At 41.8% G+C, this 24,587-nt stretch carries 19 protein-coding genes, 1 pseudogene and 1 other annotated feature; of the genes and pseudogenes, 11 read left to right on the top strand and 9 right to left on the bottom strand.

The genetic code is table 11. The annotated features are described in order from the left end of the window. Positions 1-117 precede the first annotated feature (117 nt). Positions 118-696 carry a YhcN/YlaJ family sporulation lipoprotein gene (locus C509_RS0112950; RefSeq protein ID WP_018707365.1) on the bottom strand — a complete coding sequence of 193 codons (579 nt, stop codon included), beginning with the start codon at positions 694-696 and terminating at the stop codon, positions 118-120. A gap of 170 nt (positions 697-866) precedes the next feature. Here C509_RS0112950 and C509_RS0112945 point away from each other — a divergent pair, with 170 nt between their 5' ends. The 6 genes from C509_RS0112945 (at position 867) to ccpA (ending at position 9,011) form a co-directional block, all read left to right on the top strand. Further along, entirely contained in the window at positions 867-3,875 is a 3,009-nt protein-coding gene (locus C509_RS0112945) for a DNA translocase FtsK (RefSeq protein WP_245542478.1), read from the top strand. Positions 3,876-3,962: 87 nt separating this feature from the next. Continuing rightward, the gene (locus tag C509_RS0112940; RefSeq protein ID WP_018707363.1) at positions 3,963-5,060 is read left to right on the top strand and encodes a nicotinate phosphoribosyltransferase; all 1,098 of its coding nucleotides are present in this window, start codon (positions 3,963-3,965) and stop codon (positions 5,058-5,060) included. A 207-nt stretch (positions 5,061-5,267) separates the two neighbouring features. Beyond that, a complete protein-coding gene (gene murC, locus C509_RS0112935; protein WP_018707362.1) occupies positions 5,268-6,587 on the top strand; it encodes a UDP-N-acetylmuramate--L-alanine ligase in 1,320 nt (439 codons plus the stop codon). A 199-nt stretch (positions 6,588-6,786) separates the two neighbouring features. Beyond that, entirely contained in the window at positions 6,787-7,293 is a 507-nt protein-coding gene (locus C509_RS23945; RefSeq protein ID WP_033370112.1) for a DUF948 domain-containing protein, read from the top strand. Between the two features lie 35 nt (positions 7,294-7,328). Next, on the top strand, positions 7,329-7,811 hold the full coding sequence (locus tag C509_RS23940; protein ID WP_018707360.1) for a YtxH domain-containing protein: 483 nt from the start codon (positions 7,329-7,331) through the stop codon (positions 7,809-7,811). A 201-nt stretch (positions 7,812-8,012) separates the two neighbouring features. Further along, positions 8,013-9,011 carry a catabolite control protein A gene (gene ccpA, locus C509_RS0112920; RefSeq protein ID WP_018707359.1) on the top strand — a complete coding sequence of 333 codons (999 nt, stop codon included), beginning with the start codon at positions 8,013-8,015 and terminating at the stop codon, positions 9,009-9,011. 34 nt (positions 9,012-9,045) lie between these two features. Here ccpA and C509_RS0112915 read toward each other — a convergent pair whose 3' ends face one another. The 3 genes from C509_RS0112915 to C509_RS0112905 all read right to left on the bottom strand — a co-directional run bounded on the left by C509_RS0112915 (position 9,046) and on the right by C509_RS0112905 (position 11,579). Then, positions 9,046-10,227 carry an acetoin utilization protein AcuC gene (locus C509_RS0112915; RefSeq protein ID WP_018707358.1) on the bottom strand — a complete coding sequence of 394 codons (1,182 nt, stop codon included), beginning with the start codon at positions 10,225-10,227 and terminating at the stop codon, positions 9,046-9,048. Next, positions 10,224-10,871 carry an acetoin utilization AcuB family protein gene (locus tag C509_RS0112910; RefSeq protein ID WP_018707357.1) on the bottom strand — a complete coding sequence of 216 codons (648 nt, stop codon included), beginning with the start codon at positions 10,869-10,871 and terminating at the stop codon, positions 10,224-10,226. The genes C509_RS0112915 and C509_RS0112910 overlap by 4 nt, the downstream gene beginning before the upstream one ends. A gap of 75 nt (positions 10,872-10,946) precedes the next feature. Then, positions 10,947-11,579 (bottom strand): GNAT family N-acetyltransferase, encoded by a 633-nt coding sequence (locus C509_RS0112905; protein WP_018707356.1) that lies wholly within the window; start codon positions 11,577-11,579, stop codon positions 10,947-10,949. Between the two features lie 628 nt (positions 11,580-12,207). Here C509_RS0112905 and acsA point away from each other — a divergent pair. Then, positions 12,208-13,926, top strand: coding sequence for an acetate--CoA ligase (acsA, locus tag C509_RS0112900; RefSeq protein ID WP_018707355.1), 1,719 nt, complete (start codon positions 12,208-12,210; stop codon positions 13,924-13,926). 271 nt (positions 13,927-14,197) lie between these two features. On the opposite strand, the gene C509_RS26150 is transcribed toward acsA, so the two are convergent. Beyond that, entirely contained in the window at positions 14,198-14,365 is a 168-nt protein-coding gene (locus tag C509_RS26150) for a hypothetical protein (RefSeq protein ID WP_018707354.1), read from the bottom strand. 617 nt (positions 14,366-14,982) lie between these two features. Between C509_RS26150 and C509_RS0112890 the strand changes: the two genes are divergently transcribed. Both C509_RS0112890 and C509_RS0112885 read left to right on the top strand, forming a co-directional pair. Then, the gene (locus C509_RS0112890) at positions 14,983-15,723 is read left to right on the top strand and encodes a MerR family transcriptional regulator (protein WP_018707353.1); all 741 of its coding nucleotides are present in this window, start codon (positions 14,983-14,985) and stop codon (positions 15,721-15,723) included. 1 nt (position 15,724) lies between these two features. Continuing rightward, positions 15,725-17,467: an ABC transporter ATP-binding protein gene (locus C509_RS0112885; protein WP_018707352.1), complete on the top strand. Its 1,743-nt coding sequence runs from the start codon at positions 15,725-15,727 to the stop codon at positions 17,465-17,467. A 136-nt stretch (positions 17,468-17,603) separates the two neighbouring features. On the opposite strand, the gene C509_RS23935 is transcribed toward C509_RS0112885, so the two are convergent. After that, positions 17,604-20,627, bottom strand: a complete 3,024-nt coding sequence (locus tag C509_RS23935; RefSeq protein ID WP_018707351.1) for a transglycosylase domain-containing protein — start codon at positions 20,625-20,627, stop codon at positions 17,604-17,606. Between the two features lie 112 nt (positions 20,628-20,739). Then, positions 20,740-20,959 (top strand) — a binding site (T-box leader). Positions 20,960-21,009: 50 nt separating this feature from the next. Here C509_RS23935 and tyrS point away from each other — a divergent pair. Next, positions 21,010-22,272 carry a tyrosine--tRNA ligase gene (gene tyrS / locus C509_RS0112875; RefSeq protein WP_018707350.1) on the top strand — a complete coding sequence of 421 codons (1,263 nt, stop codon included), beginning with the start codon at positions 21,010-21,012 and terminating at the stop codon, positions 22,270-22,272. A gap of 107 nt (positions 22,273-22,379) precedes the next feature. Here tyrS and C509_RS25620 read toward each other — a convergent pair whose 3' ends face one another. The 3 genes and pseudogenes from C509_RS25620 to C509_RS26145 all read right to left on the bottom strand — a co-directional run bounded on the left by C509_RS25620 (position 22,380) and on the right by C509_RS26145 (position 22,823). Further along, complete coding sequence (locus C509_RS25620) at positions 22,380-22,436, bottom strand: hypothetical protein (RefSeq protein ID WP_245542479.1); 57 nt, start codon at positions 22,434-22,436, stop codon at positions 22,380-22,382. Positions 22,437-22,482: 46 nt separating this feature from the next. Beyond that, positions 22,483-22,680 (bottom strand): annotated as a pseudogene (locus tag C509_RS27535) (helix-turn-helix domain-containing protein); the annotation flags it as partial. Further along, positions 22,665-22,823, bottom strand: a complete 159-nt coding sequence (locus tag C509_RS26145) for a hypothetical protein (protein WP_154654404.1) — start codon at positions 22,821-22,823, stop codon at positions 22,665-22,667. The pseudogene C509_RS27535 and the gene C509_RS26145, both read right to left, overlap by 16 nt. A gap of 75 nt (positions 22,824-22,898) precedes the next feature. On the opposite strand from C509_RS26145, the gene C509_RS0112870 reads away from it, so the two are divergent. Then, complete coding sequence (locus C509_RS0112870) at positions 22,899-24,491, top strand: PucR family transcriptional regulator (protein WP_018707349.1); 1,593 nt, start codon at positions 22,899-22,901, stop codon at positions 24,489-24,491. Positions 24,492-24,587 lie beyond the last annotated feature (96 nt).

The raw sequence follows: 24,587 nt of genomic DNA, 5'->3' as shown, positions 1-24,587 counted from the left end.
TTCTTTCCATCGTATAGCTTTGCGCCGAAAAGCGGGTATACTCGTATTTCTTTTTTTCTTTATCTCGATGGGAGTGCTCCAATTTGTACGTTGTTAAACGGATGCTTGCCCTTTTATTTATCTGGCGTTAGGAAATACACGTTGTACAGTCTCGGTAAATTCATCAAAGAAACCGCCTATTGGACGACCGTTCCGAATGTCATTCCCATATCCTCTCATACGGTCGTAAAAGTCAGGGTTCTCGGAAATGTACACATTGTCAAAATCATGTTTAGTATCTCTTACCGTACGAGAAATTTTCTTCTGTAGATCATTGTTCATTTTTCTGTTACCCTGGTCACTGAGCTTCACTGCTACATAGGCGTTGCGGTTCGTTACAAGTACACTTGCATCGTCAACCTCTTTCAAGTCGGTCACTTTGTCGGCAACGTCATCTGCAAGGTCGATGTTACGGTTATTGTCTCCTGCATTGTCAAGTCCATCATTTCTGTTATCATTTACACCATTCCGGTTATCGTTCACCCCGATGCCGTCGTTCATGTTATCAGCATCGTCACGGTTATCCGTAGGGTCGTAACGGACTCCAAGAGGACGGTTGTCATCACTTGTAAACCGGTCGTTATTATTTGCGGTGCCGCATCCGACCAGTACCACAGATATTAAACCTGCAAAAATGAACGGTTTTATAAATTTCATTTTAGTAACCTCCTTTTTTAAAATCGTTTTTAATGTTCCAAACCCATCAATTATTATTCGTTTTTTTGTTATAATGAATGGATGACAGATATTACCTTAAATGAAAGAAAGAGTGGTTGAATATGCACTGGTGGAAAAAATTTCTTTCAAATTTTTTTTCAGATAAAGCAATGGATGAACAAATTGAACATATAGAGTCACATACAGAAGAAAATCGTAAAAATGAACAACATGAGATGAAAACACGGATGATTTACCAATATCCAAAAGGGGAGTTTCGTTTTCCTTTGATCAAGGATCAGCCCGAAACACCCGTTTCCGGCAGACAAAGGAGGCAGGAGGACAGGCCGCATAAAAACAACGGAAGAAAAGCTCCTGAAGTCAGGCAGCAACGTCAAGGAAGCCGAATGACGACAGAAACAGCAAGCAGGAAGATTGAGCCGAAAAATAGCCAGCCATTTAAACCAACTCACACCCCTTCGCCCATATATGGATTTAACAGACCGGTGGTAAAGAGAAAAGATACGTCAACCACTCCTGAATCCGAATTGACTCATTATAAGTCGACATCTAGGAGTGAAAAGGGTGAACAGGGGGAGTTAAATAAAAAGGCGGTTAATGGAGAAGAAGTTTTGGACGTATGGTCCGCAGAGTCTGACGCAATCGACACTGAATTTGAATCTGCAGTAAAAACATACGATGAAAATGAAGTGGAAGCACAAAATGTACCATTTGAGATAAAAACATGGACCCAAGACCAGGAGATAGAAGAAATAAATGAGGAGTATGAAGAAAAAATACCAGATCGTTTTCTTGCAGATTCTCATGAAGATGACGAAGCAACAGATGAGGACTCTTCGATGGCTCTAGATGAGATAGATTTAACGGAGTCTGAAGCAATAGATGAACTGCTATTGCCGGAAGAATCGGTCTCTGTTGAAGAAGTTCACAATCCGAAAGAAAATTTGGAAGAAGAAATGCCTGTATCGAGTGAATCTGAATACGAATCCGATCAGGACTCCAAAAACGAACCGCTGCCATCGGCCGAAGCTGAAGAGGATGATGAGGAGAGAACACTTGGGGATGATTTTTCCGGTTCCAAAGGTTCCGAAACCTCAATCGAACTTGCATTGGAGGAGACAGCAGCAACAGCTGAGATGATTTCGGATGAAGAAACTGAAGCAAAAGAGCCTGCAGGTACAGCTGAAATGATTTCGGGCGAAGAAACTGAAGCAAAAGAGCCTGCAGGTACAGCTGAGATGATTTCGGATGAGGAAACTGAAACAAAAGAGCCTGCAGGTACAGCTGAGATGATTTCGGATGAAGAAACTGAAGCAAAAGAGCCTGCAGGTACAGCTGAGATGATTTCGGATGAAGAAACTGAAGCAAAAGAGCCTGCAGGTACAGCTGAGATGATTTCGGATGAGGAAACTGAAGCAAATGAGACAGCATCTACAGCTGAAATGATTTCAGGCGAAGAAACTGAAGCGAATGAGCTGGCATCTAGAGCTGAAATGATTTCGAATGAGGAAACTGAAGCGAATGAGCCAACAAAGGAAGAACCAACAATAGATGAGGAAGTAAAAGAAAATAATCAAAGACCAACCAGATCGCATTTGCCTTTTAATGTGTTGATGCTTTCACAGGACAGGACGAGGTGGCAAAAGCAAAAAGAGAGGCAAAAAGACAAAGGTGAAAATGTTTTGTCCGCGACAAAAGTAACGGATGAAACCGAGAAATCTTCTTCGGAAACTGTGCATTATGAATTGCCGGGATTGGAGCTATTAAAGCCTCCCGTTTTTAAAGAGGAGAATACTGAGTGGCTGAACGAACAGACCACTCTTTTGGATGAAACGATGGAAAACTTCAACGTGAAGGCACGGGTTGTCAATGCCAGCCAAGGCCCTTCTGTCACAAGATTTGAAGTGCAGCCGGATAAAGGGGTCAAGGTCAATAAAATCACAAATTTGAGCAATGATATCAAGTTAAGTATGGCTGCGCGTGATATCCGAATGGAAGCTCCGATCCCAGGTACACGTTCAATTGGAATCGAGTTGCCAAACAAAGAGAGCCGGCCGGTTCAAATAAGTGAGATCATCGGCAAAACAGCTTTTTCTAAAGCCGAATCCCCTTTGACCGCCGTGCTTGGACTTGATATTTCAGGAGAACCGGTTGTTACGGATTTGCGGAAAATGCCCCATGGTTTGATTGCAGGGGCCACTGGATCAGGTAAAAGTGTCTGCATCAACTCTATCCTAGTCAGTCTCCTTTATAAAGCAAGGCCTGATGAATTGAAACTGATGCTTATTGATCCAAAAATGGTTGAACTTGCGCCGTACAATCATATTCCGCATCTGGTCAGTCCAGTCATCACTGATGTAAAAGCAGCGACTGCCGCTTTGAAATGGGCAGTGGATGAAATGGAGAGACGATATGAACTGTTTGTCCACGCTGGGGTTCGCGATATTGGCCGATTCAACGAACTGGCAAAAACAAAAGGGCAAAAAAGCGAACACCTTCCATATATTGTAATCATCATCGATGAGCTCGCAGACTTGATGATGGTGGCACCTGCCGAAGTGGAGGAGTCGATTTGCCGGATCGCTCAAAAGGCACGGGCATGCGGCATCCATTTGCTCATTGCGACGCAAAGGCCTTCCGTTGACGTCATCACCGGGCTGATTAAAGCAAACGTGCCGACAAGAATCGCATTTGCCGTTTCCTCCCAAGTGGACTCCCGGACCGTCATTGATGTAAGCGGAGCGGAAAAGTTGCTCGGTCGCGGGGATATGCTGTTTTTAAATAACGGCTCAGTCAAACCTGTAAGGCTCCAAGGAACATTCGTTTCAGATGAAGAGATTGATCAGGTTATTGAACATGTGCGTAATCAAGGCAAGCCGAACTATCTGTTTCAACAGGAGGAATTGTTGAAGAAAGCTGAAATCCAGGAAAATGAAGATGAACTTTTGATGGATGCATGCGAGTTTGTGGTAAAACAAGGAAATGCCTCCACTTCGTTATTACAGAGACAGTTCAGAATCGGATATAACCGTGCTGCAAGATTGATGGAGATGATGGAAGATCAGGGAGTCATTTCCGGTGCAAACGGAAGTAAACCTCGAGACGTACTTATAAAAGAGGCGGAGCTCGATTTATTGAAAGATTCTCTAGTACATTAGAGGATAAAATGTTATTCTATTTGTTAATGGGGAACTAAGGCTTCCCCTTTTTTAATGGAGATTAAAGTAGCACAAGGAGTATCCGACATGAAGGAAATCGAACTGAAGCTTCAGGGCAAAATAAAGAGATTGACCAATAAAACCTTTAAATTTGATGAGCGTGTGAAAGATGGCTGGTTTTCGGCTGTATATTTTTTAAAAACAAGAGAAATCGCAGAGCGTTATAAAAAAGATAACATCGTGACAATGCAATTTTTTCAAAGGAAAGAAGCTGTTCTATGTGGGACAGACGAAGCCATTGCCCTTTTGAAAAATTTCGCGAAAGATCCTGAAAACCTGGAAATTTATTCGCTGAAGGATGGAGATAAGATAACCCCTTTTGAAACGGTCCTTACTGTAACGGGCCCTTACCAGAACTTCGGCTACCTTGAGGGAATCATTGATGGCATCCTTTCAAGACGTACATCCGTGGCAACAAATGTCTATAATGTTTCAAAGGCGGCAGCCATATCTGGTAAACAAAAACCCGTGATATTTATGGGGGATCGTGACGACCATTTCACACAGCAGGCCGGTGATGGATATGCTGCATATATCGGGGGATCGACAGCCCAGGCAACACCGGCGATGAACGAATGGTGGGGGAAGAAGGGTATGGGAACGATGCCTCATGCAATGATACAGCTCTTTAGCGGTGATATTGTAGCAGCCGCCAAGGCATACCATGAAACATTTCCTGAAGATGAACTATTAACGCTTGTCGATTATAATAATGATGTTATCACCGATTCTCTAAAACTTGCCCGCGAATTTGGTTCAGAGCTGAAAGGGGTCCGGGTGGACACATCAAGAACTATGATCGATAAATACTTTCTTAGAAATCAACATTTGCTTGGCACCTTTGATCCGCGCGGTGTGAATGCAACGCTCATCTTTGCCTTGAGAGAAGCTTTGGATCACGAAGGATTCCAACATGTCAAAATTGTGGTTTCAGGCGGTTTTAATGTGGAGAGAATTACCGAGTTTGAAAATCTGGGAGTCCCGGTCGATATGTACGGGATAGGCAGCAGCTTGTTAAAAATCAATATCGGTTTCACTGGAGACTGTGTGTTATTGAACGGAGAGCATTCTGCGAAGGCGGGAAGAAGATATCGTCCCAACCCGCGGCTTGAAAAGGTCGACTGATGTTCGCTTTTTGATACAAAGACAACGAATGAATAGTAACTGTTTTTAATCAATGTTATAATGGCATAATAAAAAACTATCTGTAATGCCTACATACGAGTATAGCCGGCAGTTCATAATAAGAAGACCAAGGCTGAATGGCATTTGAGCAAAATTCAATGTTTTTCATATAATACATACAGATAGACGATCGCTGGAGGTTCTGCTATGACTGTATACCATTTCGTCGGTATCAAAGGCACCGGAATGAGCGCTCTCGCACAAATTCTTCACAATTCGGGATATAAGGTGCAGGGGTCCGACGTGGAAAAATATTTTTTCACCCAAGAAGCGCTTGATGATTTGAAAATAAAAATTTTACCTTTTAATCGTGAAAATATAAAACCTGGAATGACTGTAATTGCGGGAAATGCTTTTTCAGATTCACATGAAGAAATTGATGAGGCATTAAAACAGGGAATTGAAGTTATCCGTTATCACACATTTTTGGGCGAGTACATGAAAAACTTTACAAGCATCGGGGTTACGGGATCACATGGAAAAACATCGACGACTGGTCTCCTTGCTCATGTTATGAAAGGTGCGAAACCCACTTCATTCTTGATTGGGGATGGTACTGGAAAAGGGGAAAGGAATGCGGCTTATTTTGTTTTTGAAGCATGTGAGTATCGCAGACACTTTTTATCATACCACCCTGACTACGCTATTATGACAAATATCGACTTTGATCATCCCGATTACTTTACCAATGTGGATGATGTATTTCAGGCATTTCAAGAGATGGCCCTGCAGGTCAATAAGGCGATCATTGCTTTCGGCGATGATGAACAGCTGCAAAAGATCCAGGCAGGCGTCCCCGTCCTGTTTTACGGCTTTGGAGAAGGAAATGATTTCCAAGCACGAAATATTGAAAAATCAACGGCTGGGACAAAATTTGATGTGTTTGTACGAAATCACTTTTATGCATCCTTTGAAATTCCTGCGTACGGGGATCATAATATATTAAACGCGCTCGCTGTAATTGCGCTATGTCACTATGAAGAGCTGGACACGAAAATCTTGAAGCGGCAATTATTGACTTTCAATGGAGTGAAACGTCGGTTTACTGAGAAACGGCTTGGGAACCAAATCCTTATTGATGATTACGCTCATCACCCAGTTGAGATAAAAGCGACGATCAATGCAGCAAGGCAGAAATATCCGGATCGTCCGATTGTCGCTGTGTTCCAGCCTCATACTTTTACAAGAACCCGGACATTTTTACAGGAGTTTGGTGAAAGTTTAGGCGAAGCAAATCAGGTATACTTATGTGACATTTTCGGTTCGGCCCGCGAAAATCATGGAGAACTGACAATAGACGATTTAAAAGCAAAAATTGAAGGGGCAGAAATCCTTAAAGAAGAAGACACATCCCCTCTTTTGATGCTTGATGATTCGGTGCTAATTTTCATGGGGGCGGGAGATATACAGAAATTTCAGGTCGCATATGAAAGCCTGCTGCAGCAACAGCTGAAAAAAGCTCAATAAGCGATCTGTCACCTGTCTACGATAAAAAAAGAAGGTGCGTTTGTTGCATCTTCTTTTTTTATCGAAAAAGTGAAGATTTTATGTTTTTTTAGGGAAAATAAAGGGAATGTTGAGTTTAGTCAAGAAGATGTTTAAGTGTCTGTTTAATTTATAATAAACAGGGGTAGAGTTGTTGTATACAGGAGGTGTAAAGGTACTGATGAAAATCATTCTTTATTTAAGTGTAGCTTTGATAGCGATCGCATTCTTAATTCTTGTAGTCAGCTTGACAAAAACGTTAAAAGCAGTGACAGTAACATTGAAAAGTGTATCAGAAACATTGGATGGGCTTGAAAATCAACTAAAGGGAGTTACGGGTGAAACAACGATGCTCCTACATAAAACGAACGCCTTAGCTGAAGATATTCAGCAAAAAACAGAAAAACTGGAAACAGTGGTTGATGGTATCCAAGGTGTTGGACATGCTGTTCAAGGCGTAGGAAACACGGTTTCGGATCTGAATACTTCTTTACAAAAAGTAACGAGATCTGTATCTTCCGCCGTAGTAAGGAACGAAGATAAAATCGTTCAAATTGTTCAATGGGGCACCGCTTTAAAAGAACTGAAAGATAGATGGACAGAGAAGAAAAAATCAAACGACAAAAACAAGGACAACCAATCAGAGGTTGTCATCCATACTCAACAGTTGGAAGGCGGAAAAGGGTAAGGCGAATTCAATCTATTAAGGAGGATGAATATAGAATGAACAATCAAGAAAACGGTACTGGTAATTTTCTGACAGGAATATTGGTAGGAAGTATTGTAGGAGCAGCTACTGCTTTATTGATCGCTCCGAAATCCGGCAGGGAACTGCGCAGTGATTTAAGCGAACAAGTGGATATTCTGAGAGAAAAATCCGGTGAATGGAAAGAGACGGTCATGGAAAAAAGTTCAGATCTGACATCCACCGCAATGGAAAAAACGAACCAAATCCGCCAGACGGCCATGGAGAAGGGCAATAGCCTGGCTGAAACGGTAAAAGATAAAGCTGATCAAATCCGCAATACTGCCAAGACGTCAGTCGACGAAGTAGCAGAAAATGCAAAAAAAGGTGCGGATGATTTGCAGGAAACCGTTCATAAGACAGTCGACTTGACTGCGGACAATACAAAAAAAGCTGTTGACAGGGCCCAATCATCAGCTTCGCAAACAGAAGATGAAATTTCTAAAAAGGCAAATCAGTGAATAACTCTATAGATCCATAAGTAAAGGGCGGCTATTCTTTAAGCCGTCCTTATTTTTTGTGAATTTTTCATGACGAGAAGTACAAAGGTTTGCAAGCTAATGATACTCTGGCGTATGATTATGAAAGAATAGAAAAATATATATAATAAATGAAACTAAAATAACCATGTTGGCGTAGTTGTATACAGGAGAGTGATAAGGATGAATATTACGATATATGATGTGGCGCGTGAGGCAAATGTATCAATGGCCACTGTATCGAGAGTGGTTAACGGGAATCCAAACGTAAAACCGGCCACCAGGAAAAAAGTGCTTGAAGTGATCGAAAGGCTGGAGTACAGACCAAATGCAGTTGCCCGTGGTCTTGCCAGCAAGAAAACGACAACTGTAGGAGTAATTATTCCGGATATTGCCAATATTTTTTACGCGGAGCTTGCCCGAGGAATCGAGGACATTGCTACGATGTATAAGTATAATATTATCTTGAGTAACTCCGACCAAAACGTAAATAAAGAACTGCATCTGTTGAATACGATGCTTGGTAAACAAGTCGACGGGCTCATCGTCATGAGTCAAAATATTACAGATGACTTCGTACAGGAATTGAAACGTTCGCCAGTACCTATTGTCTTGGCGGGTTCAATTGAGGAAACCAAGACAATACCATCTGTAAATATTGACTATCGCCAGGCAACTTTTGATGCAACAACTTATTTTATTGAAAAGGGCCATAAAAAAATTGCTTTTGCGATGGGACCGATGCGCGACTTGATCAACCACGGTGAAAAACTTGTCGGCTATAAACAGGCCTTGGAAAAAGCCGGCTTGGAACTCCGTGACGATTATGTCATTGAAGGTGGGTATACGTATGAATCAGGTCTGGAAGGATGGCAAAAGCTAAAAGAACTCAATGACAGGCCGACAGCCATCGTGTCAGGCGATGATGAAATGGCATTGGGTGTCATGCATGGTGCGCAGGATGACGGATTGTCCGTTCCGGAAGACATTGAGGTCATTACCTCAGACAACACCAAGCTTGCACTCATGGTGCGCCCTCAGTTGAGTTCTATTGTTCAGCCGCTATATGATATTGGGGCAGTTTCCATGAGGCTTCTGACCAAGTATATGAACAAAGAGAAGGTTCAGGAAAATATTGTCGTTCTCCCTCATAGGATTGAGTTGAGAGGTTCAACAAAATAAGCAAGATAAAATAAGGGGTCCGGACAGGCTCGTTTCAATTGTCCGGACTTTTGTTTTTCTGTTTTAGCTGCTCTCGTAGATAAAGTAAAGACCGATCAACAGTTTGCTGATTTTTTTCCGTAATCTCCTGTTTTCTTGGAATTGGCTTATACATATCCGGAGGATCGCCCCATTGTTCAGAGAGTGGCAGCCCAGTATGGGGCTGCCATTTTTTGATCCAGCTTTCCGGAAGGGGTCCAGAAACATGTTGTCCGGTCATTTCCAGCCAAATAAGGGACCATGCACGCGGGACTACCCGCCAAATGTCATAACCGCCGCCTCCAACAGCGATCCATCTTCCTTCACAATATTGGTGGGCAACTTCATGAGCAATCTTGGGAATCTCACGGTATGATTTCATGGTCACAGATAAATGGGTGAGCGGGTCATAGTAATGCGCATCAGCCCCGTTTTGAGTCAGGATGACATCCGGCTTGAAATATTCGGCAATTTCCTTAAAGGCTCCAGTATAGGCATCAACAAATGAATCATCTTCTGTGAATGCATCCAATGGTATATTGAACGAAAAACCATAGCCTTTTCCTTGGCCCCATTCATTACTTTGCCCAGTTCCGGGAAACAAATATCTTCCTGTCTCATGAATGGAAAACGTACAGACACTGTCATCATCATAAAAAGACCATTGCACACCGTCGCCGTGATGAGCATCCGTATCGACATAAAGTACTCTAGCCTTATATTTTTTTTGAATATATTTGATGGCCACGGAACAGTCATTATACACACAGAAACCGGATGCTTTTCCCCTGAAACCATGATGCAGACCCCCGCCTAAATTCAGGGCATGCTTTGTTCGACCTTCCATCACATAGTCAACAGCCGTAAGAGTGCCACCGACAATCCATGAACTGGCTTCATGCATCCCCGGAAAAATTGGAGTATCTTCGGTACCAAGCCCAAAACTCTCTGCACGAACATTGGACAGGTTTCCGATCCCAGCCTGCTTTACTGCCTGAATAAAAGACGGGTCATGATTCAGCATCAATTCATCATCGGTTGCCTGCCTTGGCTCCACGATTTCGCTTTTAGATATTGCTTCCAGTGCTTCCAACAATTCGAGGGTCAGTTTTAAACGGAATTGATTGAACGGATGGTGTTCCGAAAATCGATATTTCAATAAATTGTCGGAGTAGATGAATACAGAGTCGTTTTTCATGGTGACATCCCTGGCATGTTTGGCCACAGCACATGAAGGCCCTCTTTCCTTAAAGCATCAATGACGGGGATCGGGTTGATGGTGGCGATCCGGAAAACAAGGATCTGGTAATCCTCATCATCTGGATCAGGATAGATAAGGACGCTATGGACATTAACAAGGTGTATACGGAAGACGCCGGTGACTTCATACAAAGCTCCTGGACGGTTTTTTACACGGACTTCGATCTGTGATCCGGGTTTATTTGCTCCAGTCAATTCAACCATCGTGTGGAGAAGATCAGTACTTGTAATAATCCCGACGAGTTGCTGATTGTTTATGATGGGAAGGCAGCCGATTTTATGATGATAAAAGAGAACGGAGATTTCTTCTACAAAGTCCAGGGGGTGTCCTGTAATCACATTGCTGTTCATTAAGGTTGATAAAGGCGCATAAAGATGTTCTTCCAGAGCTTCCCCTTTTAAAAAAGAAGGCAAAGCGCTTTTTATATCACGCTCTGTTACAAGCCCAGCCACTCTGCCTTTTCCATCTAAGAGGGGCAGATGGCGAATTTTATTTTCTCTCATAAGAGTTAATGCAGATTTTACCGTATCTTTAGGGGAGAGAGTAAACACGTTTTTTGTCATGATTTGTTCCACTATCAAGGACTTCAACTCCTTTTTAAATGTATGAAAACAATGCTCGAAAAGAGTTAGGTTAATACCAGTCGCTCCCTCGGTCTAATACATGAACCGGTTCATAAACCGAAGTCGGTCAAATTGCTGAATAGATTTTTGGCCGACTCTTTTCCCTACCCGCACCATCAAGCAATTTGCAGGGTGGGAGCAAATTTCCGGGTCGTCCGTGGCATACCATTCCAAGCCCCCCGCGTTCATCATTTTTTCCATGACTTTTCGATATTCCCACACTGATAGTCCAGTACCTTTTAAGTCCCAGTGCCAATAATACTCTGTTGTAATGATGATATAATCTTCCATCGCATCATCCATCATGGAGACTTTCAGGAGCTCTTTTCCTACCCCTTGCCCACGGAACCTTGGTATGACTTCAATTGCCCCAAGTTCGATCAGATCAGCCATATTGCCTTCAGACCATCGTTCAAGCGGATCGGGATATAAAAAGGTAACATAGCCGATGATTACATCATGTTCCCGTGCTATAACAATCCTGCCTTCGGGCAGTTCGGCAATTTCAACCAATGCCTTATGCTGCTGGGGTGCCGGTCTAAATGAGACTAGGTCCTGATGAAACTCAAGATCATCCAGCTGTCCCGCGTGAATGGGGCCCTCTATTAGCAGGGTACCGTTCTTTGTCTTTAACTCCATGGTATTGTAGGTTTTGCGATGATCCATTCGGACACCTCCAAATACTTACTTCCCATAATTTCATGAGTAAGTCACGAAATTATGGGAAGAGAGTATACTTGATACGTCGTGGATATATGACAATCAGTGATTTCCATTAATCACCAAGCTATCTATAGTCCCTGGAGTTCTCGTTTTCTATCTCTCATCTAAAAATTATAGTCTGTGACCTTTTGCTAGAATGTTTTACCAGGGTTAAAAACGCTGAATCATGATCGGTCAAAGCAAGTATGACAAACAGAACAACTCCACATTCGAACGTTAAGGGCACCTCAAATATAGGGTAACATATACCCTAAATATAATCATTCATTTTATGGAATATTCAGAGTTTATTTGGTTGCGAATTAACATATTTTGGTCAATTGAGAGGGCAAAAATTAATCTCCCATGACCGGGAGCCGGTTGATCTCATCCCATGATTGGAATCACGAGTATTTTCGGCAGAATCATGAAGGGTAATCTTCATTATACACGATTAAAAGAACGCTTCCATTTATAGAAATGGGGTAGAGTTAAAAGTAAACATAATTTTTTTCAAAAAATTGACTTATTGTGGAATTTTGTCGATTGTATTATAATGGACAAATAATTCTTATGAAGGAGGATTCGCCTGATGAAAGTGGAACCGTTACCAGTCGCAAAAGGCATCTATAATCTACAAGATTATCAAGAAGCATACAAAATTTTTGATTGGAAAGAGGCCGAGAAAGTTTTTTCTTGGGCTGAAACAGGAAAGGTCAATATGGCATATGAAGCCATTGACCGCCACGCAGAGTCCTTTCGGAAGAATAAAGTTGCTTTGTTTTACAGAGATGAAAATAGATATGAAAAATATACGTTTAATGAGATGAAAAATTGGAGTAATAAAGCAGGCAATGTATTAAAAAAGTACGGTCATGTAGAAAAAGGGGATCGTGTTTTCATATTTATGCCCCGTTCTCCGGAACTGTATTTTTCCGTTCTTGGAGCAATCAAACTTGGAGCCATCGTAGGTCCTCTTTTTGAAGCGTTCATGGAAGGGGCTGTAAAGGATAGGCTGGAGGACAGCGAAGCAAAGGTATTGATTACAACCCCAGAATTGATCAGCCGCGTACCGGTTGAAGAACTGCCGCATTTAAAGACCATTTTCATCGTAGGCAAAGATGTGGAGGAAGCCGGTCCTTTTGTTGATTTCAACAAGAAAATGACTGAAGCGGACCAAGATCTGGATATTGAATGGGTTGACAGGGAAGATGGCCTAATCCTTCACTACACTTCCGGATCGACCGGTAGACCCAAAGGAGTACTTCATGTCCATAATGCCATGATTCAACATTATCACACTGCACGCTGGGTTCTCGACTTGCAGGAAACAGATATTTATTGGTGTACGGCGGATCCGGGCTGGGTGACAGGTACGTCCTACGGAATATTTGGACCATGGTTGACTGGAACGTCAAATGTTATTACAGGAGGCCGTTTCAAGCCGGAAAACTGGTACCAGACCATTGAAGATTTTGGTGTAACCGTTTGGTACAGTGCCCCCACAGCATTCAGAATGCTGATGAGCGCTGGTGATGAACTGGTGAATAAATTTGATTTGTCTTCATTGCGACATATTCTCAGTGTTGGTGAGCCGCTAAATCCGGAAGTGATCCGATGGGGAATGAAAGTATTCAGCAAGCGGATTCATGATACATGGTGGATGACAGAAACGGGAGCTCATGTCATTGCAAATTATCCTTGTATGGAAATCAAACCGGGTTCCATGGGGAAGCCTTTTCCGGGTATTGAGGTTGCCATCGTTGACAATCAGGGGAATGTCCTGCCACCAAACAGGATGGGGAACCTGGCAATCAAAAAAGGGTGGCCTTCCATGATGCGGAAAGTTTGGAACAACCCAGAAAAATATGAATCTTACTTCCTGCCGGGGGGCTGGTATATTTCCGGCGATTCAGCTTACATGGATGAAGATGGATACCTTTGGTTCCAAGGCAGGGTAGATGATGTGATCATGACATCTGGAGAAAGAGTAGGGCCTTTTGAAGTGGAAAGCAAACTTCTTGAGCACACTGCGATTGCTGAAGCCGGCGTTATTGGAAAACCCGATCCGGTCCGAGGCGAAATTATCAAGGCATTTGTGGCTTTGAACGAAGGATATGAGCCATCGGATGAATTGAAAGAGGACATCCGCGAGTTTGTCAAAACAGGGCTTGCAGCACATGCTGCTCCAAGGGAAATTGAATTTAAAGACAAACTTCCAAAGACACGAAGCGGTAAAATCATGCGCCGCGTCCTGAAGGCATGGGAGTTGAACTTGCCGACGGGTGACCTCTCAACGATGGAGGACTAAATAAAGAAGTCCCACGCCACATGTTCGGCATATGAGGTCATAGGTTTTTTAAAACAAGAGGCAGGATAATTGAAAGAAGAACAAAACATTTATCTTTACTGATAAGTGGCTTGTTCTTCTTTCCCATTTATGTACTTAGTGATGGGACACACAAACTATCAAACCTATTGCCGTTATACAGTTACATATATTTCGCACTTAGCATTGCGAATCAAAGCCCCTATGATGTTCCAAATAGTTCTGTTGTTAAGCAGATACCCACTGTTGTGTATCAGGAGAAATTTCCTTTCCCTCCATGCTGTTTAATAGCTTCTTTTGTATGTTTAATTTTAAAAATAACATATTTTCCCTTCGGCAGTTCACTTTCGCAAATTGAACCATTGATCTGATAGTCCATTGAAAGCATCATATCTGCATTTTTCAAGAGTAGTTTCAGCATTATCTTGTAAGATTTCTCCCCTTAGCCCAGTTCTTTAACCTTTCCATTGAATGAAATGTTAGCTGGACCATATGGACCAACTTGCTGAAATATGCAATGCAGGGATTTTTCTTTCAGAACCTTTCTCCATTTAAACTTTTTCTCCATTTCGAAATGCTAAGATGATATAAAAAGAGAGTAATCCATTATTTTTTTAAATCATTCAATACCTAAAGGCCCTATCTGATTTTAAGATGGGGGCTTTTAATGTAAGGCAACGTATTTTCTCCGCTGGTGAGAACCAGCTTGACTAAACCAGACAACGGACTGGCAAGAACCGAAGCTACAAGACGTATTCGGCAGCAGACTTGAGGCTTGGATTATAAGTAGTAATATTTATCTCATCGCAAGCTGGATTTAACAATTCAAGGAATGTGATTTAAATCGTAGTTTGCTATCGGGAATTATTATGGTTGTCAAAGGTGTTTCTGCATTTTGAGTTAAACTCGCCTGTATGTGACCGAGCCGCCCCTTGCTTTTTTAATAAAAAAACAGTTAATCACCAAAAAATGTTTGATTCTAACGTTACGTTAAGATGTAAGGTAGAAGTAGTAAATAATGGAACGGAGGGAGTCGCTTTGAAAAAATACTTTTCCATTGGTGAGTTTTCAAAGTTAACCGGAGTCACGCAAAGGGCTCTGAGATATTATGATGAAAAAAATTTATTAAAACCTAGCAGGGTTTCTGAAGCAGGGAGGCGATATTATGAAGAAAAAGATATGTTGCCTCTTCAACTGATTATTTCATTGAAATATTTAGGGTTTACTCTTGAGGACATTGAACCTTTATTAAATGATAAAAAAGCAAATTTACAGGATTCGTTAAAGTTCCAAAGACAACTTATGATTCAAAAACAAGAACATTTGAACCAGGTAATCAAAGCATTGGACAATGCGATTGAAATCATCGAGGAAGGAGAAATGGACACCCGAGTCTTATATTTCCTTATTCATAGCATCTTAAATGAAAAAAAACAATTTGATTGGATGAGGGATTACTTCCCCGAGCAGACGGTCAATCATGTGATGGAAATGTATGAAACAAAAGGGGGCGAAGTAAATAAAGAAGCAACACTTCTCATTCAGAAAGTTAAAGATTTAATTCACACTCGCAAACCGGATGACTCTGAATTACAGGAGGTTATTCATGAATTGGTTACAATCGTGTTTGATCTGCTCGGTAATGATTTTGATCTTGAGGAATTGGAGACTATACCCATCGATGATAATCCATCTCTTTTTGCATCACCATTTACTGAACAAGAGGAAAAGTCACTACAGAAGGCAATGGAGATATATTACAGTCAAAGGATGAATTGATATGGAAACGACACACAAAAAAACGGAATCCGGTTTTCTTCACCTCGTAAAAATTGGCAAACCTGCTATCTGGGTACTTATCTTTGCTGTGGCATTAAGCCTTATTGAAACAGGTGCAAGTTTAATTGTCCCGTTATTCACCAAGAATTTAGTGGATCAAGTTGCCAAATCCGGTATAGAAATGAGTTTGATTTTCCTATTATCAGGGGCATTTATCGTTCAAACTATTTCAGGAGGTGTTTCCTTTTATTTAATGTCCTATATTGGTGAACAATTTGTCTCCAATATCAGAAAAAAACTTTGGGATCATATACTTGAATTGCCGATTCCATATTTCGATAAACACCAATCTGGAGAAACGATGAGCCGTGTTACCCAGGATACGAACACAGTCAAAATGCTCATTACCAACCACCTGGTTTCATCCGTTTCAGGGATTGTCTCTATCATTGGCTCCCTGATCATTTTAGTTTTGATAGATTGGAAAATGACCCTGATCATGCTTTGCTCCATCCCTATATCGATGATTGTTCTGTTTCCTTTAGGAAAAAAGATTTACTCGATATCCAAACAAACACAAGATGAACTCGCTTCATTCAGTGCACATCTCGGACGCGTCCTCAGCGATATCAGATTAGTAAAATCCTATAACGGACAATTGCTGGAAAGGAAAAAAGGCTACAAAGGAATTAATGAATTATTCCGTTTCGGTTTAAAGGAAGCGAAAATTCAATCAATCGTTTCACCTTTTATGACCACTATCCTGATGATTGTACTTGTTATCTTAATAGGGTACGGAGGTGCACGTGTGGCATCGGGAGATCTAACAGCGGGCTCACTTGTTGCAATTATCATCTACATGTTTCAGATCGTTATTCCCTTCAGCCAGCTTGCCACATTTTTTACAAACTATCAAAAAGCCATGGGAGCAACTGAGCGAATACAAAAGGTATTGGATTTGCCGATTGAAAAAAATGATAGTAATGGGAAAACAAATCACGAAGAAACCATTATCTTTGACCAAGTTTGTTTCGAATATGAGAGTGGAAAATCAATATTGAAGGATCTGAGCTTTCATATCAAGCCTGGGCAAACTGTCGCATTTGTGGGACCAAGCGGCTCAGGGAAAACAACCATTTTTTCTTTGATTGAGCGGTTCTATGAACCCCAACAGGGAAGTATTAAAATAGGGAAGACAGACATACAAAATCTTCAGCTTACAAACTGGCGTGAACAAATTGGCTACGTATCACAGGAAAGCCCAATAATGTCTGGAACAATAAAAGATAATATATGTTACGGGCTCAAAAGATCCGTGGATGAAGTTGAACTTCGCCATGCCGCTGAGCTTGCCAATGCTGCAGGATTCATAGAAAATCTCCCAAATCAATATGATACAGAAGTTGGAGAACGCGGAATCAAACTATCTGGCGGCCAGCGGCAAAGAGTTGCGATTGCCCGTGCATTGCTTCGGAATCCCAAAATTCTGTTACTGGACGAAGCAACCTCCAACTTGGATAGTGAATCAGAAATGCTTGTTCAAAGCGCTTTGCAGCATTTAATGGAGGGCCGAACAACACTTATGATTGCCCACCGCCTATCCACAGTAATGGAGGCAGATCAAATTATTGTTATTGAAGAAGGGAACGTCACAGGGATCGGGACGCACGCGCAATTAATGGGCTCTCACGATTTGTACCAAAAGCTTGTCCATCAGCAAATGAAAACCAAAACTGCAATGTAGATACCCCTGTATTTAGACTGAAAAACAGCTGTTTGAATCGGGTCAACAGTAGAAAACAACAGGTATATCTATGTACAAAAAGCGCTGGCGACTTATAGAAAAGTCCCAGCGCTTTTTTCAGGAAGAAGGGGAGTTTTTAATTCCCCTCATTTTCTTTGTTTTGATTCTCCTGCTCTTGCTTTTTTTCCTCTTCTTGCTTTTTCTGTTGCTCTTCCTGTCGTTTCTTTTCTTCCTCTAGTTTTTTCTTCTGTTCTTCCTCTTGCTTCTTCTTTTGCTCTTCTTGCTTTCTTTGCTCTTCTTGTTTCTTTTTCTCTGCTGCGGCATTTTCTTTTTCCGTTTTTTCTTTTAAAGCCTGTTCCTTCTTTTCTTTTTCTTTCTGGACGGCAGCAGAGGATATTTCAGTCGCTTTTACCTCTTTTTTCTCTTTTTCCTCTTCTTTTTTTGCACCAACATTATTGGAAGGGGCTGATTCCCGACCGGCTATATCTACTGCTACGACATAATATGAGCCGCTTCCGACCTTTTGAGACAAGGCCCCATCTGACATGACAGAAGCAATTTTCTTGCCGGATCCGGAATACACGCGATAACCGACTACGTCATGGCTCGGAGAAGGGCTCCATGAGATGGTACCGCCGGAAACAGATGCGTTTACGGCTGCTGGTGCTTTTCCATCATCCTTAAGGACGGCTCCTGCAGCAAGAAGACTCTTCCACCGTTCGTCGTTTGGCGGGATCAGATAGGAAGGATCGATTGATCTTCCAAGGGAAATCCGCTTGATGAATTCAGGACTTAGCATTCCTCCTGGTTTAGTGAATTCTCCAGGCGTATTCGGAAGGGCCATATATTTCCTGCCTCCCGCTGTCACGTAGCGTCCATTACCCAGGCTGTCATCCACTCTTGACGGAACATACTTTGCGTTATATATATCTGATTTGACAAGGCCGAGACTCGAACAAGCTTTTGACGGAAGCAGTCCGGATATCGCGCAGTATGACCGACTGACAATGCCTCCAGGCATTTTGAACCTGTCATCCGTTTTGATCAGATCTGGAGCAACATCATAAGCGCCATTGATCAGCCTTGCCCAGATCCCATAATTCCGCATGCTCTCGCTTCCATCACTGGAAAGAGGTGCCGGTTCATCGTAACCAATCCATGTACCGAAAGTTACTTTTGGATTTGAGCCGATCAGCCATGAATCGTTGGGACCGTTTGTCGTACCGGTTTTTCCTGCCCAGTCGGAAGAAAACTTCAGCATTCCTGGCACAGCGGAAGCTGTCCCATACCTGAACACGTCTCTCATCATGTCGGTCATTAAATAAGCTGTTTGAGGGCTGAAGACGTCTACTGGTTTTACTTTATGTTCGTAAACGACTTTTCCATTAGCATCCGTAATTTTATCAATCATGTAAGCATCGACAAATTTCCCGCCATTGGCGAATGTGGTAAAAGCATTCGTGTTTTCCTCAACAGAGATACCATTTTGAACACCACCAAGCGCGGCTGCATAAGTAGTTTTATCGGTTTCTGTCAAAGAGGTTATTCCCATTTTTTCCAAATATTTATATGGCTTTTTATCGATTGTTTTCAAATACGTATAGATTGCCGAAGCGTTATGTGATTTGGCCAACGCTTCCCGGGATGAGACAAGTCCATAATATCGGCCGCTATAGTTTCTGAACGCTTTCCCGCCGACTGAAATTGGAATATCTGCCACGACGGCACCTGGAGCACTCAGACCCATTTCCATCGCAGGGGCATAGACAAGCAGCGGTTTCATCGTTGAACCATTTTGCCGCTTCGCCTGGGTGGCATGATTCTGCGCTTCCAACTTATAATCACGCCCACCAACAAAACTTAAAATCTTTCCGGTTTTATTTTCAATAAGAATAGCGCCGATTTGAACAGGCTCGATTTTCTCTTCCATTTTTCCAGTTTCTTTATTCTTTACCTGGCTGACTTTCGTATAGCCGTAATTTTGATATTCATCTTTAATTTTTTGAAACTTGTCGTATATTTCTTTATTGATGGTAGAGTGGATATGATAGCCGTTTTGCCTGATATCCCGCCTTGCGAGTTTTTCATATTTTTCTTGCAGTCTTCCACCATTTTTCTCAAGGTCTTTTTTGCTGTAGCCGTCTTTTTTGGCAAGCACCTCCGTCAAGACCTCAATTCCACGCTCCTCAATTTCTGTAGTAAGCCAAGGATATTTTTCGAATGGTCTTGGCTGAGGTTTGGTGAAATCGGCCACAATATCATATTTTAATGCCTTGTCATATTCCTCTTTCGTAATATAATCTTCACTGTACATCCTAAACAGAACGGTTTTCATCCGGTTCAAGCCGGGCTCAAGCAGGCTCTTCTCTTTGACCCCGCCTCCCTGTGCAAATGGGGTATACATGAAAGGGCTCTGTGGCAAACCGGCAATAAAGGCTGATTGGGGTAAGTTGAGTTCTTTCGCATCAACGCCAAAAATGCCTCTTGCAGCCGCCTGGACCCCGCCGACGTTTTGTCCGGATGAGTTTCGTCCGAATGTCGTTACATTCAAATACGCTTCTAAAATTTCATCTTTTTCAAGTAATTTTTCAATACGTAAGGCAAGCAAAATTTCTTTTGCTTTACGGTCAAACGATACTTCATTCGTTAAAATCTGATTCTTGATCAATTGTTGTGTTAACGTACTTCCGCCTGATTGAACGGCCGAGTTTGTCAATTCCTGATAAACAGCCCTCATCAAAGCTTTTGGAACGACGCCGTCATGCTCATAAAAATATTCATCCTCTGTTGCTATGATGGCTTTCTTCAAATAATCAGATACGTCCTTAATCTTGACCTTCTCTCTGTCAATGTCCGACTGGAGTTTTCCAAGATAGATATTATCGGCAAAATAAAGCTTGGATGTTTCCTCATATTGAAAAATATCGTTTTTCATGCTGGCGGCCGGCCGGACTTCCTCGTTTTTTACAAGAGAGGCAAAATAACCTGCTCCCACTCCTCCCGCAAAAACACCGCCAAGGAAAAACAGAATCACCGTTAACAGAATGATATTCCATGTAACTCCATAGGTGATCCTGGCTTTCTTGCTAAGTTCCTTGTTATCCAATCCGTCCGAGAATTGCTTGGCACGTTCACGCAATTTATTAAAAAAATTATACATAATAAAAAATACCTCCTGGAAATCATCACTATTATAGCATAAGGAAGTTCCCTTTTTCGGAGGAATTTGACAATCCCATTTAAAATGGTTACAATACTTTTCATAATCTAATATCAAAGCAAGGAACGGACTAAGTAGTCGGGCTGTCCCTGTCAACAAGAGAGCCGGTGGTTGGTGAAAACCGGTACAAACAGCATTCGGCGAATTACTTCCGGGAGCTTTTGCCGTGAATTGTAAGTAGCGGTAAACGGTGTAGAACCGTTATTTTTTCAGAGTGGGGAAATCAATTTTCCCAAGTTGGGTGGTAACGCGATAAACAAGTCGTCCCTTCGTTTTTACGAAGGGACGTTTTTTATTTTAAAAAAGAAAGCAGGGAAATGTATTGGAAACATTACTTCAAGAGCTGGAATGGCGGGGAGTTATTTACCAGCAGACAGATGAAGCTGGAATTAAAGATGTATTGGAGAATGAAAAAATTTCTTTGTATTGCGGGGTGGATCCGACTGCAGACAGTATGCATATCGGGCATTTGCTTCCATTTTTGACATTGCGCCGCTTTCAAAAGCACGGCCATCGTCCGATTGTTTTGGTTGGCGGTGCCACCGGTCTGATTGGGGATCCAAGCGGAAAGAAAGAAGAGAGAAAGTTACAGACTCTTGAGCAGGTTGACAAAAATGTCAAAGGAATCAGAGCTCAGTTAAAGAAGATCTTTGATTTCGAAGGCAAAAATGGTGCAGTGATGACAAACAATTTTGACTGGCAAGGCAAAATGGATTTGATTACATTTTTGCGCGATTACGGTAAACATATCGGCGTCAATTACATGCTTGCAAAAGAAACAGTGGCAACCCGCCTGGATAGCGGTATTTCTTTTACCGAGTTTACATACACGCTTCTGCAGGCGATAGACTTTCTTCACCTATATGAAAACCATGATTGTAAAATGCAGATTGGCGGAAGCGACCAATGGGGCAATATTACAACCGGACTGGAATTCATCCGAAAAATGGCTGGCGAAGATGCAAAAGCTTACGGCCTGACCATTCCGCTCGTTACAAAAGCGGACGGAACGAAATTTGGGAAAACCGAAGGCGGTGCCATTTGGCTTGACCCTGAAAAAACAACTCCGTATGAATTTTACCAATTCTGGATCAATACAGCTGATGCGGATACTGTAAAATATCTCAAGTATTTTACATTCCTTTCGAAAGAGGAGATTGAAGAACTTGAAAAGTCATTGCAGGAAGAGCCGCATCTTCGAAAAGCCCAAAAAGCGCTTGCTGAAGAAATGACGCGTTTAATTCATGGGGAAGAAGCGTTGCAGCAGGCAATCCGGATTACTGAGGCACTTTTCAGCGGGAATATTAAAGAACTGTCGGTTGAAGAAGTGGAGCAGGGCTTTAAAGACGTGCCTACCCATCTGCATGAAGAAGATAATGCTGGGCTTGTCAATGTGCTTGTAGAAGCGAAGATATCCCCGTCACGGCGTCAGGCCCGCGAAGATATCCAGAATGGGGCTGTTTCGGTCAATGGAGAGCGGGTAACAGATATTGACTATGAATTGGACGAAGAGGATAAACTGGGCGGCACATTTACTATCATCCGCCGAGGCAAGAAAAAATACTACATGATCAGATATAAATAGTATAGTTTCCTTAACAGGAAAAAAGCCGGTTTCGATAATGAACTACCCTTTGTCAAGTAGGCAGCGGAAATAATAAAAAGGTAACTAAGCGGCTTTAGCCCTGTATATCATGGGGCTAAGGCCGTTAAATCTTTTCTGAGACGTTCATGATTATAGAAGTGGATGTACTCATCAATTGCCTGTGCACCTCTTCAAAGCTTCCATACTTGTTTAAAAAGTATTTTCACCCTTCAGTGTTCCCCAAAAGGACTCCATAGGGCCATTGTCAATACACCATCCCACCTTGGACATACTTTGCGTCATTATTTTTTCTTCTGCTGTTAATTCCTCTTCGGTCTTAATTCTCCCGCGTCTATCCTGCAGCGCTTCAATTCCGCTGGCTTCGTACTTTCTTACCCATTGATAAACCTGCTGATAAGATACTCCGTAGTAATCAGCTGTTTCAGGTAGTCTTTATCTTTGGATAAACAATAGTGGACAAATAAAACCAACAGCTGCTCCCCATTGATATGATGAACTTGTGATCGAAAGTGATTTATTTTATTATTCAACTGAGAATCCTCATGACTTCAGTCGTGTAAATGAAACGGCTTTCTTTTAGATTTTGTATAATGGTGGAAACAGTAATGAAAAGGAGAATTGCGGTGAAAGTATGGGATGTATTGGAAGTTGTTCAAGCATTAGATGGCAGCTTATCAGCAGGGCACCAGGGATTAGAGCAAGAAGTTCGCTTTATCGAAGTGATGGAAGTTCCTGAAGTAGAGGAGTGGGCTACAGAAGGGCTCCTTGTTATTACAAATTTTTACTCAGTAAAGGATAACCCGGAGAGGTGGTTGGATATTATCTCGGGTTTAATTGAGAAAAAGGCTGCTGGAATAGTGATTAAAGTCGGAAGATTCGTTGAAAAACTGTCGAATGAATTGATCGAGTTAGCTGAGAGACATGATTTTCCAATCATTACAATTCCCAAATGGGTCGCTTACATTGATCTGCTTACACCACTTTATGGGCTACTGCGCCAGGAAGGAGATGCCTCTGCAGATAACAATGCTCTTCATTCATTTAAGGACATGATATTTAATAGTGTAGAGGAAGCGTTGGAGTATCTGTCTGCGATCCTAAATGGCGGATCTGTTTATATAGAAGATGTGCAAGGACTTCTTTTATATTCAAGTGGCCGGTTTTATCGTGATCCATGGAGAAAAACGGGCATGGTTTTTTCCCCGCCAACTCATTCTGAGTATCAAGACAACTTAAGAAGATGGAAAGATCGTATCTTGAGGGATGACCATTTCTACATATATTTGCCGGGGAAGTTAAGCCGATTGATCATTCCACTCTATACAAGGCAGGAAATATTTGCTTTTATTCATTTACCATTTCATAACCAGGCTTTGATGAATTCATTGAGTAAAAAATCTATCGAAGCGATTCAGCATAAACTCTACGAGATAGTTATGTCTGAGTTGGTTGAAATGCAAAAGCATTGCATGTCGCGAGTGGATAAGTTCAAAAGAGCCATTTCAAATCATTCCAACCTAAAAGCAAAAGTAATTCTTTATGTTAAGGAAAATCAAAAACTCCCTTTAGGATCCTCCAGGGTTGTTGATTATGATTGTATGCTTCAGAAAAAATGGTTGGACTTGCTTGACCAGATACCAAATGTGGAGCAATCCTTTATTTTTGAAAAAGAAGAAATGTATGTTCTCCTGATTCTCTCGGAATTACGGTCGATGGAGGAGATAGTAGAAGAGGTATCCAACATTGCTGACCATTTCCCTGTGCCTGACACTTATGTAGGAATCAGCCCGGTTTTCTACCATTTTAACGAGCTGGATGCAAAAGTGAAGGCCGTTACAAATATGATGGATTTTGGTCGTGAATATTATCCCGACAATAAAATATATTCCTATTATCAACTGGGCATTTACGAATTTTTTATCAAATTAAGCCAGGATTCCTCAGCACGGGAATACGCTCAACAAATACTAGGACCGCTTAAAAGCGAGGGGGATCCGGAGCTGATGGAAACGCTGATCATGTATCTACAAGAAAATGGAAATGCGTCCAGGGCAGCTGAAAAATTATATATTCATCGGAGAACGATGACAAATCGGCTGTTAAAAATAAAATCGCTTTTGAACATGGATTTGGATAACTCCGAGCATATATTTATACTGCAATTCTGTCTTAAAATAAAAAGGGTCAACGAGCAATAGGCTTGTTGATCTTTTTTTGTGCATGGTGGGAAGGAAAATGTGTGTATGTTTTCCCACTATGGACATGTACAGCACCATCCGTAAAATTTATAATTT

Origin of the sequence: Siminovitchia fordii DSM 16014 = CIP 108821 (assembly GCF_000374565.1) — a bacterium.
GTDB classification, from domain to species: domain Bacteria; phylum Bacillota; class Bacilli; order Bacillales; family Bacillaceae_C; genus Siminovitchia; species Siminovitchia fordii.
This window is presented reverse-complemented; position numbering and strand designations above follow the sequence as displayed.

Excerpts from the sequence above, each read along its gene's own strand:
- C509_RS0112915 (WP_018707358.1), bottom strand. The coding sequence starts at position 10,227 with ATGAAAAACGACTCTGTATTCATCTACTCCGACAATTTATTGAAATAT.
- C509_RS0112940 (WP_018707363.1), top strand. The coding sequence starts at position 3,963 with ATGAAGGAAATCGAACTGAAGCTTCAGGGCAAAATAAAGAGATTGACC.
- C509_RS0112945 (WP_245542478.1), top strand. The coding sequence starts at position 867 with ATGGATGAACAAATTGAACATATAGAGTCACATACAGAAGAAAATCGT.
- C509_RS26150 (WP_018707354.1), bottom strand. The coding sequence starts at position 14,365 with ATGCTGAAACTACTCTTGAAAAATGCAGATATGATGCTTTCAATGGAC.
- acsA (WP_018707355.1), top strand. The coding sequence starts at position 12,208 with ATGAAAGTGGAACCGTTACCAGTCGCAAAAGGCATCTATAATCTACAA.
- C509_RS0112870 (WP_018707349.1), top strand. The coding sequence starts at position 22,899 with ATGAAAAGGAGAATTGCGGTGAAAGTATGGGATGTATTGGAAGTTGTT.
- C509_RS0112885 (WP_018707352.1), top strand. The coding sequence starts at position 15,725 with ATGGAAACGACACACAAAAAAACGGAATCCGGTTTTCTTCACCTCGTA.
- C509_RS23945 (WP_033370112.1), top strand. The coding sequence starts at position 6,787 with ATGAAAATCATTCTTTATTTAAGTGTAGCTTTGATAGCGATCGCATTC.
- ccpA (WP_018707359.1), top strand. The coding sequence starts at position 8,013 with ATGAATATTACGATATATGATGTGGCGCGTGAGGCAAATGTATCAATG.
- murC (WP_018707362.1), top strand. The coding sequence starts at position 5,268 with ATGACTGTATACCATTTCGTCGGTATCAAAGGCACCGGAATGAGCGCT.
- C509_RS0112905 (WP_018707356.1), bottom strand. The coding sequence starts at position 11,579 with ATGGATCATCGCAAAACCTACAATACCATGGAGTTAAAGACAAAGAAC.
- C509_RS23935 (WP_018707351.1), bottom strand. The coding sequence starts at position 20,627 with ATGTATAATTTTTTTAATAAATTGCGTGAACGTGCCAAGCAATTCTCG.
- C509_RS23940 (WP_018707360.1), top strand. The coding sequence starts at position 7,329 with ATGAACAATCAAGAAAACGGTACTGGTAATTTTCTGACAGGAATATTG.
- C509_RS0112950 (WP_018707365.1), bottom strand. The coding sequence starts at position 696 with ATGAAATTTATAAAACCGTTCATTTTTGCAGGTTTAATATCTGTGGTA.